The sequence below is a fragment of the Tsukamurella paurometabola genome (assembly GCF_900631615.1).
GTDB lineage: Bacteria > Actinomycetota > Actinomycetes > Mycobacteriales > Mycobacteriaceae > Tsukamurella > Tsukamurella paurometabola_A.
The window spans coordinates 466,441-480,892 of sequence record NZ_LR131273.1; the positions used below are offsets into that span (position 1 = coordinate 466,441).

The 14,452-nt window shown below is 69.3% G+C and carries 19 protein-coding genes and 1 riboswitch; of the genes, 8 read left to right on the forward strand and 11 right to left on the reverse strand.

Going from position 1 to position 14,452, the window contains the following annotated elements; genetic code table 11:
- Window positions 1-47 precede the first annotated feature (47 nt).
- Window positions 48-551: a hypothetical protein gene (locus ELY19_RS02420; RefSeq protein ID WP_126194777.1), complete on the forward strand. Its 504-nt coding sequence runs from the start codon at window positions 48-50 to the stop codon at window positions 549-551.
- Window positions 552-920: 369 nt separating this feature from the next.
- On the opposite strand, the gene ELY19_RS02425 is transcribed toward ELY19_RS02420, so the two are convergent.
- Window positions 921-1,307: a hypothetical protein gene (locus ELY19_RS02425; protein ID WP_126194778.1), complete on the reverse strand. Its 387-nt coding sequence runs from the start codon at window positions 1,305-1,307 to the stop codon at window positions 921-923.
- Between the two features lie 256 nt (window positions 1,308-1,563).
- On the reverse strand, window positions 1,564-2,739 hold the full coding sequence (locus tag ELY19_RS02430) for a hypothetical protein (RefSeq protein ID WP_164711699.1): 1,176 nt from the start codon (window positions 2,737-2,739) through the stop codon (window positions 1,564-1,566).
- Window positions 2,740-3,164: 425 nt separating this feature from the next.
- Between ELY19_RS02430 and ELY19_RS02435 the strand changes: the two genes are divergently transcribed.
- On the forward strand, window positions 3,165-3,443 hold the full coding sequence (locus ELY19_RS02435; RefSeq protein WP_126194779.1) for a hypothetical protein: 279 nt from the start codon (window positions 3,165-3,167) through the stop codon (window positions 3,441-3,443).
- A 78-nt stretch (window positions 3,444-3,521) separates the two neighbouring features.
- On the opposite strand, the gene ELY19_RS02440 is transcribed toward ELY19_RS02435, so the two are convergent.
- From ELY19_RS02440 to ELY19_RS02450, 3 genes are all read right to left on the reverse strand, one after another.
- Window positions 3,522-4,088, reverse strand: a complete 567-nt coding sequence (locus tag ELY19_RS02440; RefSeq protein ID WP_126194780.1) for a dihydrofolate reductase family protein — start codon at window positions 4,086-4,088, stop codon at window positions 3,522-3,524.
- 56 nt (window positions 4,089-4,144) lie between these two features.
- Window positions 4,145-5,119: a mechanosensitive ion channel family protein gene (locus ELY19_RS02445; protein ID WP_126194781.1), complete on the reverse strand. Its 975-nt coding sequence runs from the start codon at window positions 5,117-5,119 to the stop codon at window positions 4,145-4,147.
- Between the two features lie 67 nt (window positions 5,120-5,186).
- Complete coding sequence (locus ELY19_RS02450) at window positions 5,187-5,762, reverse strand: dihydrofolate reductase family protein (RefSeq protein ID WP_126194782.1); 576 nt, start codon at window positions 5,760-5,762, stop codon at window positions 5,187-5,189.
- 68 nt (window positions 5,763-5,830) lie between these two features.
- Window positions 5,831-5,897, forward strand: a riboswitch (guanidine-III (ykkC-III) riboswitch).
- 18 nt (window positions 5,898-5,915) lie between these two features.
- Here ELY19_RS02450 and ELY19_RS02455 point away from each other — a divergent pair.
- Window positions 5,916-6,230 carry a DMT family transporter gene (locus ELY19_RS02455; protein WP_126194783.1) on the forward strand — a complete coding sequence of 105 codons (315 nt, stop codon included), beginning with the start codon at window positions 5,916-5,918 and terminating at the stop codon, window positions 6,228-6,230.
- On the opposite strand, the gene ELY19_RS02460 is transcribed toward ELY19_RS02455, so the two are convergent.
- The 6 genes from ELY19_RS02460 to eno all read right to left on the reverse strand — a co-directional run bounded on the left by ELY19_RS02460 (window position 6,214) and on the right by eno (window position 11,032).
- On the reverse strand, window positions 6,214-7,359 hold the full coding sequence (locus ELY19_RS02460; protein WP_126194784.1) for a DUF418 domain-containing protein: 1,146 nt from the start codon (window positions 7,357-7,359) through the stop codon (window positions 6,214-6,216). The two genes, ELY19_RS02455 and ELY19_RS02460, sit on opposite strands and share 17 nt — an antisense overlap.
- 88 nt (window positions 7,360-7,447) lie before the next feature.
- The gene (locus ELY19_RS02465) at window positions 7,448-7,726 is read right to left on the reverse strand and encodes a Rossmann-fold NAD(P)-binding domain-containing protein (protein ID WP_126194785.1); all 279 of its coding nucleotides are present in this window, start codon (window positions 7,724-7,726) and stop codon (window positions 7,448-7,450) included.
- Window positions 7,727-7,816: 90 nt separating this feature from the next.
- Window positions 7,817-8,770, reverse strand: a complete 954-nt coding sequence (locus tag ELY19_RS02470) for a Ppx/GppA phosphatase family protein (protein ID WP_126194786.1) — start codon at window positions 8,768-8,770, stop codon at window positions 7,817-7,819.
- On the reverse strand, window positions 8,767-9,291 hold the full coding sequence (locus ELY19_RS02475) for a DUF501 domain-containing protein (protein WP_126194787.1): 525 nt from the start codon (window positions 9,289-9,291) through the stop codon (window positions 8,767-8,769). Before ELY19_RS02475 ends, ELY19_RS02470 begins: the two co-directional genes overlap by 4 nt.
- Window positions 9,291-9,710 (reverse strand): FtsB family cell division protein, encoded by a 420-nt coding sequence (locus ELY19_RS02480; protein ID WP_126194788.1) that lies wholly within the window; start codon window positions 9,708-9,710, stop codon window positions 9,291-9,293. The genes ELY19_RS02475 and ELY19_RS02480 overlap by 1 nt, the downstream gene beginning before the upstream one ends.
- 38 nt (window positions 9,711-9,748) lie before the next feature.
- The gene (gene eno / locus ELY19_RS02485; RefSeq protein ID WP_126194789.1) at window positions 9,749-11,032 is read right to left on the reverse strand and encodes a phosphopyruvate hydratase; all 1,284 of its coding nucleotides are present in this window, start codon (window positions 11,030-11,032) and stop codon (window positions 9,749-9,751) included.
- Window positions 11,033-11,183: 151 nt separating this feature from the next.
- On the opposite strand from eno, the gene ELY19_RS02490 reads away from it, so the two are divergent.
- From ELY19_RS02490 to ELY19_RS02510, 5 genes are all read left to right on the forward strand, one after another.
- Window positions 11,184-12,158: an isopenicillin N synthase family dioxygenase gene (locus tag ELY19_RS02490; RefSeq protein WP_126194790.1), complete on the forward strand. Its 975-nt coding sequence runs from the start codon at window positions 11,184-11,186 to the stop codon at window positions 12,156-12,158.
- 28 nt (window positions 12,159-12,186) lie between these two features.
- Window positions 12,187-12,582, forward strand: coding sequence for a response regulator (locus ELY19_RS02495; protein WP_126194791.1), 396 nt, complete (start codon window positions 12,187-12,189; stop codon window positions 12,580-12,582).
- A gap of 141 nt (window positions 12,583-12,723) precedes the next feature.
- Window positions 12,724-13,086, forward strand: a complete 363-nt coding sequence (locus ELY19_RS02500) for an NADH-quinone oxidoreductase subunit A (RefSeq protein ID WP_126194792.1) — start codon at window positions 12,724-12,726, stop codon at window positions 13,084-13,086.
- A gap of 55 nt (window positions 13,087-13,141) precedes the next feature.
- Window positions 13,142-13,696: a NuoB/complex I 20 kDa subunit family protein gene (locus ELY19_RS02505; protein WP_126194793.1), complete on the forward strand. Its 555-nt coding sequence runs from the start codon at window positions 13,142-13,144 to the stop codon at window positions 13,694-13,696.
- Window positions 13,693-14,430 (forward strand): NADH-quinone oxidoreductase subunit C, encoded by a 738-nt coding sequence (locus ELY19_RS02510; protein ID WP_126194794.1) that lies wholly within the window; start codon window positions 13,693-13,695, stop codon window positions 14,428-14,430. Before ELY19_RS02505 ends, ELY19_RS02510 begins: the two co-directional genes overlap by 4 nt.
- Window positions 14,431-14,452: the final 22 nt, after the last annotated feature.

Consider the following 14,452-nt stretch of genomic DNA (forward strand, 5'->3'; position numbering starts at 1 on the left):
TGTCCGGCAAGTCGGGCATGATCTGCCTGGTCTAGAAGGAGGCACAGATGCATGGATGGAAGCGGGCCGGGGTCGGCTTGGCAGTGGGATCGATGGTCCTGACAGGATGCGGCGGGGGCGAGAAGGCGACGACCGGCAGCACGTCGACGACGACTGAGGCGACTGCTACGGCGGCCAAGGTAAGCGCGCAGACGTTCAGCGGGTCGCAGGCGATTTTGGTCGCGCTGCAAGCAGGAGGCGTCAACTGCGTTCAGGACATGATTGCAGCCCCTGGCGCTCAGTCTCAGCGGTGCAATGTGGATGGCGACGCGATGAAGAGTCTCTCCATCTACTACTCGGCGGACCCCTCCGTCTTCCAGAAGCGGCTGTACCTGGAGACGTCTATGGTCACGACTAACAGTGCCGCACTGGCCCTATACCTGGTTCAGGGGTCGAACTGGTTCGTCTCGTGCGACGGACTGGTCCAAGCTAAGCAACAGGCAGCGTGCAGCGCGGTCTCTGGCGTGCTCGGCGGCGAGGTGCAGTTCTTCAAGTCGGCGTCGTTCAAGTAGCTACGTCGAACAGCCGAAACCCCGCCGAGGCGATGATTGCGATCGAGTCGTCCTCGGCGGGGGTTCGGTGTTTGCGGGAAGAGGGCCGAGCCTGGCTCTCCTCCCGCACCGCGTCGGACAAGTCGACGACGCGCGGCAGGGACAAGTCGACCTGCCGTCGGTGAGCGGGGAACTCACCGAGTCTGTGGCCGGGCGGTGCCCGGCTCGCTGTGTAGTTGTGGTGGTGGGGCGGCTGCAACGTGGCCGCTCAACCGCCTATCGCGGGCCACAGGCTGTCGCGGTGGCTCCCTGCGCGGGGTGGGTGGCCCACAGGGCGTGCCCGGTGCTGCGTCAACGGCGTAGGTCCGATCTGGGGCAGATCGCCGGCGATCATCGCCGCACCTTCGTCCCTGCCGTGGCCTTACGGCTCGCGGGGTTCGGCCGCGCGGTGACCGTCAGCTTCTTCTGCGCCTTGTCCAGCGAGGGCGTGACGTCGAGCCGGCGATCAGGACGGCCGTGGTAACCGACGATGCCCTTCGCGACCACTCCACGACCGGCGGGCGAACGGAACTCAGCACCGATCTTCACGCCCTTGTAGTCGCCGCCCTGACCGACGGTCAGGTGCTTCTCAAAGCTGCCCTGGACGTAGGCGTTGCTCACCGACTTGGACACCTTCTTGCCCGCGTTCGCCGTCGCCGCCTTCGTGGAGCTGACGACCTTCGAGCCCGCCCCAGCGAACCGGCCCAGCCGGTCCCTGCGCTGGACGCGGCGGCTCATTGCCGACCGCCCTGCAGACGCTCGCGGCGTGCGCGCCGTTCGGCCAGCTCGTCAGTGAGGGCGCGCAAGTCCTCGGACTCAGGCATGGGTGGCGTCGTCCCGCGATACATCCCACCCTGCGAGGGCGGAGCGTCCGCGAGCTCGGGCGGCGTGAGGCCCGGCCCCCAGCTGAATTCGCTCGGCTCCAGCTCGGGCAGGTCGTGTTCGTGACTGCCAGCGAGCGGCCTACCGGTCGTCCTCGGTCGCGACGCGTGCATCAGCGCCACGACCATTCGGGCTCGGAGTACGGACCGGACGACTTGACCTGGACGACGCACGCCGCGCCCCGGTACCGGACGCCCGTCCCGTACCCGCGAGCGAAGAACGAATCCTGCAGCGGGTACCTCTGGTCCCGGCCCGGAATCATTCGCAGGCCTTGGTAATTGGGGTTATTGTGCTGCCGGAAGGCGACCGGGTTCATCGAGCTATTCGGTCCACCGGTCGCGACAACGGCGACGTACCCGACGGGCAGGTAGTGGCTCTCGATCAGCCATGCCGGGCCGTAACTGCCGCTGACCTCCAGGCCTCCGAATTCTGCTGGGGCGATCTGGCCCACGACGTTCTCGGTGGTGAGGTACGCCGGGGCGGACGACGACGGGATGAAGTCGTACTTGCTCTCGATGCCGTTCGTGGCGATGCCTGCACGGAAGGTCTGGATGATCTCGCCGTCCGCGGGGTTCGCCAGGATGATCAGCCGAGAATTGCCGTCGACGCCGAAGCCCTTGGAGCGGACCTGGTCGATTGCATCCTTCAGGTCGCCGGGGTCGAGATCGGTGTTCCCGCTCACGAGGTAGTGACTGGTCTCGGGTGGGAACACCTGACCGGCGTACTCGGGCGGGATCATTCCGTCGGTGCCGTTGTAGAGGCCGTAAACCGGAGTGCCGAACTCGTTGGCCCCCTGCTCGGGGCTGAACAGCCGCCGGAGGATCGCGCCGGTCGTCTGACGATTGTCGGCCTCCATCACGCGGTTGACGACGCTGCGGACCTGCTCAGCGTTCGCATCGCGCAAGAACTTCCAGGTGAACCGCGACGCGATGTCGTAGTCCTCGTAGTCATACCCGAGCAGAAGCGCGTTCGGCTCTGCGCGGAGACCGGTCGGCTCGCCGAATTCCGACGCGACCTCGAAATGGTCGCCGCCGAGACTCTGCGGAATGGCGTCGCCCACGTTCACCGTCGAGTACGAGATGAGCGAAGCCAGCGCGGAGCGCTTCTGATTCCACATTGCCATCGCGGCCTGCGCGTCGGACCAGAGGGACGAAAGATCGACGCCGTCGGCCGTTTGGTGCACGAGCACATCGCCCGCGGTCGAATAGCCGGTGGCTGCGTCACCGCCGAAGGCGAACAGTTCGTCGCGAAGATCGCGGAGATCGGGCGGGGTCAGGGTGGCGTTCATGGATTTCTCCGTTCGGTAGAAGGGACTGGATTCGTCGGGGCTCTTTCTCGACGACGCCGGTCTCTGACCAAGCGAAGAATTACGCGGTTCGCGGTGAACCTGAACTGCGACAGCTGCGACCTCGGGTCGCGGGCGCTGCGGGTACTGCCCGGTTGCGGCGTGCTGGCTGCTGCCACCGTACGCCCACCGTCCGACCAGCGGCCAGCGCACGCAGGGGAGCCAGGCGAATCGCTGAACGGACGGTGCCATGCCACCCCCGTGCTACCCACCGGCGCCAGCTTGGCGGTGCGCCAGCGGTAGCCGCTGGTGGTCAAACGGTGGTCAGTTATGGGCGCTCACCTGCGAGTCTGCGGGATCGACAATGGCGTCATGCCTGGTGGCGTATCTCGGAGAACAGCACACCGGGAGTACTTAAAATCCGCCGAGTGTCGGTTCGAGTCCGACTGGGGGCACCTGTCGCAGCGCGCGTACCCGACCGGCCGCGCAATGTCCGGAAAGATGCCGATCAGGCAGGGCTCCTGGCGCTGCTCTTCGCATTCATCCCGTTGATCGGCATGATCGCCTGGCTGCTGTCGCCGATCGGACTACTGCTCTCCGGAGTCGGCTTGGCGAAGTCGCCGAGGGGGGCTAGCGATCGAGGAATGGTGCTGTCGGGCGTCGCTCTCCTCATCTGCTTCGGCTGGTTGATACTCCTGGCCATCTGATCCGCCGACGAATGCGACCGTCGAACGCTTCGCTCAGGACCTCATCAATTCCGCCGCAGGAACCTGCGCGGTCACGGTTCAGCGCAGCACGCGGTAGTGCACGAAATCGACGCCGCATGCGAAGGATCGGCCGCCCACACGCTCCAGAGCGGTGGCCGTCCCCTGCTGCGGGAAGTACGGGGTTCCGCCGCCGACTAGCACCGGATACACGCGCACGCGGTACTCGTCGAGCAACCCCAGCCGAGCTGCCTCGGCGGCCAGGCCGGCGCCGCCGACGCCGATGTTCCCCTCGCCGGGTTCGCCGCGCAGCCGGGCGATCTCCTCCGCGAGGTCACCATGGGCGAGGCGGGTGTTGGCGCCGTGCACCTCGGTGAGCGTCGTGGAAAAGACGACCTTCGGCAGGTCCTTCCAGAGCGCGGCGAAGACCCGCTCGTCGGCGTCCAGCGGTTGGGTCTCCGCGGCGGTGTCCCAGTACAGCATCGTCTCGTACAGCCGCCGCCCCATCAGGTGGACATCCAGTCCCCGCACCTCATCAGTGGCGAAGCGGAACACCTCCTCGTCGGGCTGGGACCAGTCGAAGGCCCCGTCCGGCCCCACGATGTACCCGTCCGCCGACGTGCTCAGGGAGTAGGTGACACTGCGCATCCGTCCATGATGACCGAATCGTCCGCTCCCCGCGGCACTCCCGGGAGAGACCCAGGTCAGTCCTGCACCCCGGCGGCCACCGGGAGTCCGCTGCGGTAGGGCGGGGCGATGCCGTGCTCGTCGAAGGCGCGCAGGATGCGGCGCCGGAGCTCGCGCTCCACCGCCCACTGCCGGTTGGCGCGCACCCGCACGGTCAGGCGGATACTCACCCGGTCGGCCGTGGCACCGTCGACGCCGAGCATGTCGGGTGCTCCGAGCACGTCGTCCGCCAGCGGCGCCTCGGCCACCGCATCCAGTGACGCCTCGAGGGCGACGCGGCACGCGAGGTCCACGTCGGCGGAGTACGAGATGGGCAATTGCAGGAAGGCCACCGCGTAGTCCTGGCTGAAGTTGGCGACGCGCATGATCTCACCGTTGCGGACGTACCAGAGCGTGCCCTGCACGTCGCGTACCGTCGTGATCCGCATGCCCACGGTCTCGACGGTGCCGGTCACCTCCCCCAGGTCAACAACATCGCCCACGCCGTACTGGTCCTCGATCAGCATGAAGATTCCGGAGATGAAGTCCCGCACCAGGTTCTGCGCACCGAAGCCCAGGGCCACACCCACCACACCGGCGGAGGCGATGAGCGGAGCCACGTTCACCCCGAGGATCGCCAGCGATTGGATCACCACCCAGATGAGCACCAGGAAGGAGACCGCGGACTTGAGCACCGACCCGATGGTCTCCGCCCGCTGCGCCCGCCGGGCCCGGGCCTCCCGGTCGCGCTGCGCCTTCGCCGGATCGTCGACGGTGCGCCGCCGTACAGCGGGCAGCCGCCGGCTGCCGAGTCTGCCGCGGAGCCGATCCAGGCCGAATCGCCGTGGGGCCGAGTCGCCGTCGCGCCGGTTGCCGCGGACGAGCCGGTCGATGCCGCGGTGCAGCACGTACCGGACGACGACGGCGAGGACGACGTAGAGGCCGATCTCCAGAGGCGTGTGGATCAGCCACTGCCGTCCGTTCTCGCTGAGTTGAAGGGCTAGATCGGACATGCCCCCGACGGTACGGACGACTCCCGCACACGCAAGTTCCCGAAACCGGGGATGCGTGGCGGACCGGTCAACGAATCACGTCGTAGATCACCTTGAGCACACCGTTCGGGTACGCCTGCGATTCCCGCAGGCGCAGAGCCGTCGCGTCGCGGTCCTGGCGGCCGAAGATGCTCTTGCCCGCGCCGAGCAGGTACGGGAAGACGAGGAGGTTGTAGCGATCGATGAGGCCGGCGTCGGCGAGGTTGCGGGCGAGTTCACAACTGCCGTGGATGAAGATCGAGCCCCCGTCGGTCTGCTTGAGGGCGGCGACGTCCTCCGCCGACCGCAGGATCGTGGTGCCGCCCCACCCGTCGACGAGATCGCCCTCGCCGATCGTCGTGGACGCGACGTACTTCGGCAGGTCCCGGTAGGCGGCGTGGTCCTCGGACTGCGGCCACACCGCGCCGAACGCCTCGTAGCTGCGCCGCCCGAACAGCAGCGCCGTCGTCTCCCCCAGTTCCTCGCCCTTGAGCGAGAAGGCCTCGGGAAGGAACTCGTGCCGCGCCACCCAGCCGCCGCTGCGGTGCCCCTCGACCGTCCCGCCGGGCGAATCCGCCACCCCGTCGAGCGAGATGAATCCCGTGTACACCAGTTCGCGCGTCATATCGCTCACCCTAGTGCGCGGGTCAGATTCGTCACCGGCACTTGCCCGTCGGACTCGGTCGAGTAATCTGGTTGTCGTCGCGAAGGACATCCGGACGAGGCACACCGTACCCGGCGAGCGAAAAGACGGTGTGTACCTGAGGAGGTTCGCATCATGGCATGGATCGTTCTGGTCGTCTCCGGCGTTCTCGAGGCCGTCTGGGCCACCGCGCTCGGCAAGTCCGAGGGCTTCTCCAAGCTCACCCCGTCGATCGTCTTCGGCGTCGCGCTCGTCGCGAGCATGGCCGGGCTCGCCTACGCCATGCGCGACCTGCCCACCGGCACCGCGTACGCGGTCTGGGTCGGTATCGGCGCCACCCTCACGGTGGTCTACGGCATGGCAACCGGCGAGGAGTCCGCGTCCCTGATCAAGATCGTCTGCATCCTGGCCATCGTCGGCGGCGTCATCGGGCTCAAGCTCGCTCACTGACCGCGGTGCGCGCGTGCTCGCGGACGCTGCGGGTCCCGCCGTACGTCGCCACCCGCAGCACCCATTCGGCGGGGCCGTACCGGAACCGTCGCGTGTACCACCGCGCCGCCGCGAGCTGGAGGGCGAACACGACGACGGCGAAGGCGAGTACGGCACCGTCGGACCACTTTCCGGCCTGCGCGAATCCGTAACCCGTGAAGACGATCGCCGCAATGAGCGACTGCGACAGGTACACCGTGGCGCTGATCCGGCCTGCCGGGGCGAAGACCTCGGACACGGCGGGGCGGGCGTGGATCACCCGCAGGAAGGTGGCGGCGTACGCGGCGGCCAGGAGGGGGCCGGAGACGTACCCGAGTGCCTCGGTGTGCGGGATGTGCAGCGCCACCGGCATCACCGAGAGCGGAAGCCCCAGGCCGAATCCGACCGCCTGCACCCGCGGGAGGTGCGGGAGGTAGCGGGCCGGGTCCTCGAGCAGGCGGACCTTCCCCGCCGCGAGGCCGACCAGGAACAGCGGCAGCACGTTGAGCAGTCCGAAGACGACGGTGGGCGCGAGGCGATCGACACCGTCGGTCCAGCGGTACATCGCGGCCTCGCCCCAGCCCGCGCGGACGGCGTCGAGGGCGGCGGCGTTGTCGGCCGCGGTCTGCGCCGCATCCGGCGGTTGGCCCATCCGTGCGACGGTCAGCGCGACGAACAACACCAGGCACGCTCCGTACAGCACACCGGCGAGGCGCAGCGCGGACCGCGGACCGAGTCCGCGCAGCGCCAGCAGGGCGAAGCCGATCACGCCGTAGCCGAACAGGACATCGCCCGTGAACAGGAACACGGTGTGGAGGGTGCCGATCGCCACCAACGCGGCGAGCCGGCGCACGGTGCGCGCCGTGGCGTTCGCGCCGTCACGCTCCGCGGAGCGGAACTGCAGGGTCAGCGAGTAGCCGAAGAGGAAGGAGAACAGCACGTAGAAGCGGTTGTGCAGGAACATCTCCTCGAAGGCCCGCACCGGCCCCTCCGCGAATCCGGCCGGGTTCGCCATGATGGCGATGTTGACCGCGAAGATCCCGCCGAGCGCGAAACCGCGCAGGGCGTCGAGCGCCGCGATCCGCGGCACCGACGGGCTGGTCGTCGTCATGCGGCAAAGCTAGGACCGCATCGCCGCGCCCGCCTCCGTGAAGTCCCGGATATCCACCCCGATTCCGGGGTCGGACGGTGCGGGTCGGTCAGGCCGCGCGGGACGCCAGCCGGCCGGCCGGGTCGAGCACCGTGTCGACGGTGCCGTGCCGCGCCTCGGCGCGACCGACGGCCGTCGCCCACTGCTCGGGGTCGGCGAGGTCCGCGACGAGCGCGTAGACGTCACCGGAGAGCACGGAGACCACGTCGCGGAAGTTCGAGCCGACCGCGGTCACCCGGTTCCCCGCCGTGGCGAGCTCAGCGACCAGTCGTGCTGTCGCGTCGGTGCCGTCCAGTACCACGATCACGCATTCGGTTGCCTTCGTCATCTTCGACTCCCTTTCGCCGTTCGAGGAAGACGTTAGGCGGCCGAACTGCTTCGTGCGCTGCGGAAAGGCTGTGAGTTCGTCAACAGTGCGTTAATTCCCGGATTCGGCGAGCCCCATGGCCACGCCGTCGAGGATGTCGTGCTCGGAAACAGTGAGCTCGGTCACGCCGACGGTGGCCAGTCGCTCCGCCAGACGCATCGCCACGAGCGCGCCGCCGCCGATCACATCGGCGCGACCGGGGTGCATCGGGCCGAGGGCCAGGCGCTCCACCGAGGTCATGCCCACCAGCCGGCGGCACAGCGCGATCAGATCGTCGAGCGGCACCCGCGAGCCGTGGATGCGGGCGGGGTCGTACTCCGTGAGCCCGTGCGCGAGCGCGGCGAGCGTCGTGAAGGTTCCCGCGACCCCGATCCACGTGCGAACGCCATCGAGCGGCACCACCGCGGTCGCTCCGTCGAGCGCGGCGTCGATGTGCACGATCGCGTCCGCCACCTCCGCGTCGGTCGGCGGGTCGGTGCGCAGCGCGCGTTCGGTGATGCGGACGCAGCCGATGTCGGCCGAATGAGCGTGCGCGACGGTGCCTCCCGAACCCACGACGAGCTCCGTCGACCCCCCTCCGAGGTCGACGACAAGGGCCGGGTCGGCTGCGTCGAGGCCCGCGGTGGCGCCGCGGTAGGAGAGTTCGGCCTCTTCGGTGCCGGCGATCACCTCGGCGCGGACGCCGGGCGTGATCCGGCCCAGCGCGGCCGCGGTGAGGTCCAGGAAGGCGTCGCGGTTCGAGACGTCGCGGGCGGCCGAGGTCGCGACCATGCGCACCCGGGTCGCGCCCAGTTCCAGTGCGGTGGCGACGTACGCGTCCAGCGCCGTGCGTACGCGCTCGAGGGCCTCTGCGGCGAATTCACCGGTGGCGTCGACGCCCTGGCCAAGCCGGACGATCCGCATCTCGCGGTGCAGTTCCTCCAGGCCCGCGGCGGTGGACCGCGCGACGTACAGGCGGATGCTGTTGGTACCGCAGTCGATCGCCGCGACGACCAGGGGGCTCACTCACCACCCCAGGGGAACTGCGGCTCCGGCCAGTCGGCGGGGACCGCGTTGCCGCGCAGGCCGGCCGCGGCGGCGAGTGCCACGGCCTCGTCGCCCAGCCGGACGACCCCGGGCCCCTCGGCGAGCGCGTAGGCGATGAGTACGTGCAGGCACTTCACCCGGTCCGGCATGCCGCCGCCGGTGAAGTCGGTACCCAGGTCCTCCAGGGCGTTGCGGGATTCGAGGTAATGCCGGTGCGCCGCACGGTAGTTCTCGGCGATCGACTCGTCGGAGGCGAGGAGCGCCTCCATCTCGCGCATGAGTCCCGCGCTCTCCTGGCGGCTCGCCTCGGCGGTGAGCCGGGGGTCCGTCAGGTAGTAGAGCGTCGGGAAGGGCGTCCCGTCGGGGAGTCGCGGTGCGGTCTTGACCACGGCGGGCTCGCCGTCCGGCGTGCGGTACGCGATCGCGAGGACGCCGCGCGGGGTGCGGCCCAACTGCGCGGCGACCCGGTCCAGGTCCTCCTGGGAGACTGCGTCACTCATCAGTGCGGCACCGCGATCGTGCGCCAGACATTGGTGTACCAGGGGTTCTGCTTGGCCTGTTCCGCCTCCACCTGCTCCGGCGTCGGCTTCGGGGCGCCGGGCACCTGCACGCGGTACGGCGTCTCGCCGGGCATCACGTACTGCAGCCGGATCCGGGCCTGGGCCTTGATGTACTCCGGATCGTCCTGCAGGCGCTTCTGCTCCTCGAGCCGGGCGATGTCGGCCAACAACTGGGCGTGCTCGGCCGCGACCTTCTCCTCGCGGGCCTGCTCGGACATGTACGTCCGCACCGGCACCGCGAGGGTGAGCGCGAGGACGCACAGCACGAGGAACAGCACGACGGTGCGCCCGGCGCTCCGACCGTCCGCGCGGGCTTCAGCGCCCGACGGGCTGCGCACGAGGCGGGACCTGCTGCTCACTTCGGCTGTGCTCCTTCGACTCTCGGGGTACTACTCGGCTAGCTGGTGAACTCGAAGCGGGGGAAGGCGGTGTCGCCGGCGTACCGCGCGGCATCGCCGAGCTCCTCCTCGATGCGCAGCAGCTGGTTGTACTTCGCGACCCGCTCCGACCGGGCCGGCGCACCCGTCTTGATCTGGCCGCTGCCCACGGCGACGGCGAGGTCCGCGATGGTCGTGTCCTCCGTCTCACCCGAACGGTGACTCATCATCGACTTGTAACCGTTGTTATGCGCCAACGCCACCGCATCCAACGTCTCGGTCAGCGTGCCGATCTGATTCACCTTCACCAACAGAGCGTTCGCAGCACCCCGAGCGATACCGTCCTCAAGCCGCTCCGGGTTCGTCACGAACAGATCATCACCCACCAACTGCACCTTGTCGCCGATGGCATCGGTCAGATCGACCCAGCCCTCCCAGTCGTCCTCCGACAACGGGTCCTCGATCGAGACCAGCGGGAACTCCCCGATCAGACCCCGGTAGAACTCCCCCATCTCCGCCGCGCTCAGGGTCTTGCCCTCGAACTTGTAGCCCCCCGAGCCGTAGAACTCCGTCGCCGCCACATCGAGCGCGAGCGCCACATCGGAGCCCAACTGCAGGCCGGTCTTGCCGATGGCCTCGGAGATCAGGTCCAGCGCCTCGCGGGTGCCGGCGACCGACGGCGCGAAACCACCCTCATCACCCAGCCCCGTGTTCAACCCCTTGCTCTTGAGCACCGACTTCAGGGCGTGGTACACCTCCGCACCCCAGCGCAGCGACTCCTTGAAGGTCTCGGCACCGATCGGCGCGACCATGAACTCCTGCACATCGACACCACTGTCCGCATGGGCGCCGCCGTTGAGGATGTTCATCATCGGCACCGGCAGAATGTGCGCGTTCGGGCCACCCAGGTAGCGGAACAGGGGCAGCGCGGCGGACTCGGCGGCGGCCTTCGCAGCGGCGAGCGAGACGCCGAGCAGCGCGTTCGCGCCGAGGCGGCTCTTATCCGGAGTGCCATCCAGATCCAGCAGCGTCTGATCGATGATCCGCTGCTCATCCGCCGGAATGCCGATCACCTCCGGCGCGATGACCTCCAGCACCCCCTCGACGGCCTTCGTCACACCCTTACCCAGATACCGGTCGCCACCATCGCGCAGCTCCACGGCCTCGTGCTCACCGGTGGACGCACCCGACGGCACCGCCGCACGGGCGAAGCTGCCATCGGCCAACACGATCTCGACCTCCACCGTGGGGTTACCACGCGAATCGAGAATCTCGCGGGCGCCTACCTGGATGATTTCGGACACGGTCTCTCCTTATGCACTGGCCGAGCTCGGGGGCAACTCAGCAGCCAGCCTAGTGCCCGGCACCCACGACACGAAGCCCGGCGCGCACGAAGTCCCGATCACGCTGATCGGATCCACTCATACCGGGACCGTCCGGCGCTACCCTGCGGTCATGTCCGTCCCGGTGCTCGACCTCGCCCTCCTGGACACCGACCCCGCGCGGTTCGACGGTGCCGTCCGCGCCGCCGCGCACGACGTGGGCTTCTTCTATCTGACGGGGCACGGCCTCCCGCAGGACCGCATCGACGAGGTGCTCTCCGTGGCCCGCGCCTTCTTCGCGCTGCCGCAGGCGGACAAGGACGCCGTCGCGATGACGAACTCGCCCCACTTCCGTGGGTACACCCGTCTCGGTGGCGAGCTCACCCGCGGCGAGGTGGATTGGCGGGAGCAGATCGATCTGGGACGGGAGGACCCGGCACCGTCGGGCCCGGGACCGGACTACCGGAACCTGCTCGGCCCGAACCAGTGGCCGGCGGCCCTGCCGGAGCTGCGGACGGTCATGGAGCGCTGGGACGCGGACCTGTCGCGGATCTCGCTCGCGCTGCTGCGCGCGTGGGCGCGGTCACTGGGCGCCGACCCGCACGTCTTCGACGAGGCCTTCGCAGAGCGGCCGGCGACGCTGATCAAGGTGGTGCGCTATCCCGCGGGCACGGCCACCGCCCAGGGCGTGGGCGCGCACAAGGACTCCGGGGTGCTGACGCTGCTGCTGGTGGACCCGGCGTCGGAGGGCCTGCAGGTACTGCCGCCCGGCGCGACCGTATGGGTGGACGTGCCACCGCTGCCCGGCGCGTTCATCGTGAACATCGGCGAGATGCTCGAGGTCGGCACCGACGGCTACCTGCATGCGACGGAGCACCGCGTGGTGAATCGCCGCACCGGCGCCGACCGGATCTCCGTGCCGTACTTCTTCAACCCGTCGGTCACGGCGCGCATGCCGCACCTGCCGCTCCCCGCGGAGCTGCGCACGGGCGTCACCGTCGACCCGGACAACCCGATCTTCGACACCTACGGCGAGAACGCCTGGAAGAGCCGCCTGCGGGCGCACCCGGACGTGGCGGCGCGGCACTACCCGCAAACCGCCTCGTAACCCGATCCTCGTCCCTATCGTGGGGACCATGACCGGCGCAGCCCCGCTCGTCCTCGTCTACAGCTCCAACGCGCGCCACCGCGCGGAGATCACGGCGGCCCTGGGCACACGCCCCGCCCCGGACAGACCTCCGATCACGGTCCTCGAGGCCGCCACGGCCCCGGCGGTCATCGCGCGGCTCGACGAGGGCGGGGTCGCACTGGTCGTGCTCGACGGGGAGGCCGCCCCCGCGGGCGGCATGGGCCTGGCGCGGCAGGTGCGCGACGAGATCGATCCGTGCCCTCCGCTGCTGGTCGTCACAGCGCGTCGTGCCGACCGCTGGTTGGCACGGTGGTCCCAGGCGGACGCCTGGGTGAGCCACCCGCTCGACCCGTTCGAGCTGGCGGAGGCCGCCGGACGACTGCTCGCCACCGCGACCCTCTGAAAATCAGACACGCTCGCCCCAAAAGCCCACCCCGATCACACGTAGGACATATAGTTGTGATGTAGCTCACAACTTCACTCAGGGGAGCCTAACCGGTTCTGCTGAATGGGATTTCGCATACACCGCGGAAGGAGCGTCGCCGTGAACCTGTACGTGCCCATCCTGGTACTGGGGGCGATCGCGGCCGCCTTCGCGGTGTTCTCCGTGGGCGTCGCCCGGTTCGTCGGGCCGCGCCGCATCAACCGCGCGAAGCTCGAGGCGTACGAGTGCGGCATCGACCCCTCCCCCACGCCCGCGTCGGGCGGCGGCCGGTTCCCGGTGAAGTTCTACCTGACGGCCATGTTGTTCATCATCTTCGACATCGAGATCGTCTTCCTCTATCCGTGGGCCGTGCACTTCGACGTGCTGGGCACGTACGGCCTGCTCGCAATGGCGCTGTTCCTGGTGAACGTCACGGTCGCCTACGTCTACGAGTGGCGGCGAGGGGGACTGCAGTGGGATTGAGGGAGGCGCCCGCGGTGCGCCACGCTGACGGATTCGTCGGGAGCGAGGTTCCGCCGTGGGGGTAGAGGACAAGGTTCCGGGCGGATTCCTGCTGTCGACGCTCGAGGTGGTGGCGGGGTACGCGCGGAAGGGATCGCTGTGGCCGGCCACGTTCGGCCTGGCCTGCTGCGCGATCGAGATGATGGCCACCACCGGCCCGCGTTTCGACATCGCCCGGTTCGGCATGGAGGCGTTCCGCGCCTCACCGCGGCAGGCCGACCTGATGATCGTCGCCGGCCGCGTGAGCCAGAAGATGGCACCGGTGCTGCGCCAGGTGTACGACCAGATGGCGGAGCCGAAATGGGTCCTGGCCATGGGGGTCTGCGCCAGCTCGGGCGGCATGTTCAACAACTACGCCATCGTGCAGGGCGTCGACCACGTGGTTCCCGTCGACATCTACCTGCCCGGGTGCCCGCCCCGCCCGGAGATGCTGCTCAACGCACTGCTGGCGCTGCACGAGAAGGTCGCGGAGACGCCGATGGGCGTGAACCGCGAGGCCGCCCGCCGCGCCGCGGAGGAGGCCGCTCTCGCCGCACGCCCGACCATCGAGTTCAAGGGTCTGCTGCGATGACCGAGTCCCCCGACCCGCCCGAGCCCGGCGGCACCGTCGACCCCGGCGACGCCGTCGAGCGCACGACACCCCAGCCCGACGTCGTGCGGACGCGTACCGGGATGTTCAGCGGCGGCACCGGCGATACCTCGGGCTACGGGCGGATCAGCCGTCCCGTCGTGATGCCCGGGCCCGGCGAGGAACCATTGCCCGACGGTTTCGACGGGATGCTCGCCGTGCTGCGGGACGCCCTGGACCGCACCGACGGTGCGCCCTTCGCCGAGGCGGTCCGCGCGGTGGTGGTGCACCGGGGCGAGGTCACGCTGCGGGTACCGCGCGAGCACGTGGTCGCCGTGGCGCGGCTGCTGCGCGACGAGCCGGCCCTGCGGTTCGAGATGTGCCTGGGCACCTCCGGCGTGCACTTCCCCGAGGACGCCGGCGCGGAACTGCGCGCGGTCACGCACCTGCAGTCGATCACCCACGGCCGCCGGCTGCGCCTCGAAACCTCGTGCCCCGACGCCGATCCGCACGTCCCGTCGTTGTTCTCCGTGTACCCCACGACGGACTGGCACGAACGCGAGACCTACGACTTCTTCGGCATCGTCTTCGACGGCCACCCCTCGCTCACCCGGATCGAGATGCCGGACGATTGGGAGGGGCATCCGCAGCGCAAGGACTACCCGCTGGGCGGCATCGGCGTCGAGTTCCACGGCGCCGAGGTCTCCGCGCCCGACACCCGGAGGTCGTACTCGTGACCACCGACCACAGCGAGTTCAC

Coding starts and splice junctions, on each gene's coding strand:
- ELY19_RS02420 (WP_126194777.1), top strand. CDS start 48: ATGCATGGATGGAAGCGGGCCGGGGTCGGCTTGGCAGTGGGATCGATG.
- ELY19_RS02425 (WP_126194778.1), bottom strand. CDS start 1,307: ATGAGCCGCCGCGTCCAGCGCAGGGACCGGCTGGGCCGGTTCGCTGGG.
- ELY19_RS02430 (WP_164711699.1), bottom strand. CDS start 2,739: ATGAACGCCACCCTGACCCCGCCCGATCTCCGCGATCTTCGCGACGAA.
- ELY19_RS02440 (WP_126194780.1), bottom strand. CDS start 4,088: ATGCGCAGTGTCACCTACTCCCTGAGCACGTCGGCGGACGGGTACATC.
- ELY19_RS02445 (WP_126194781.1), bottom strand. CDS start 5,119: ATGTCCGATCTAGCCCTTCAACTCAGCGAGAACGGACGGCAGTGGCTG.
- ELY19_RS02450 (WP_126194782.1), bottom strand. CDS start 5,762: ATGACGCGCGAACTGGTGTACACGGGATTCATCTCGCTCGACGGGGTG.
- ELY19_RS02455 (WP_126194783.1), top strand. CDS start 5,916: ATGGCATGGATCGTTCTGGTCGTCTCCGGCGTTCTCGAGGCCGTCTGG.
- ELY19_RS02460 (WP_126194784.1), bottom strand. CDS start 7,359: ATGACGACGACCAGCCCGTCGGTGCCGCGGATCGCGGCGCTCGACGCC.
- ELY19_RS02465 (WP_126194785.1), bottom strand. CDS start 7,726: ATGACGAAGGCAACCGAATGCGTGATCGTGGTACTGGACGGCACCGAC.
- ELY19_RS02475 (WP_126194787.1), bottom strand. CDS start 9,291: ATGAGTGACGCAGTCTCCCAGGAGGACCTGGACCGGGTCGCCGCGCAG.
- ELY19_RS02490 (WP_126194790.1), top strand. CDS start 11,184: ATGTCCGTCCCGGTGCTCGACCTCGCCCTCCTGGACACCGACCCCGCG.
- ELY19_RS02495 (WP_126194791.1), top strand. CDS start 12,187: ATGACCGGCGCAGCCCCGCTCGTCCTCGTCTACAGCTCCAACGCGCGC.
- ELY19_RS02510 (WP_126194794.1), top strand. CDS start 13,693: ATGACCGAGTCCCCCGACCCGCCCGAGCCCGGCGGCACCGTCGACCCC.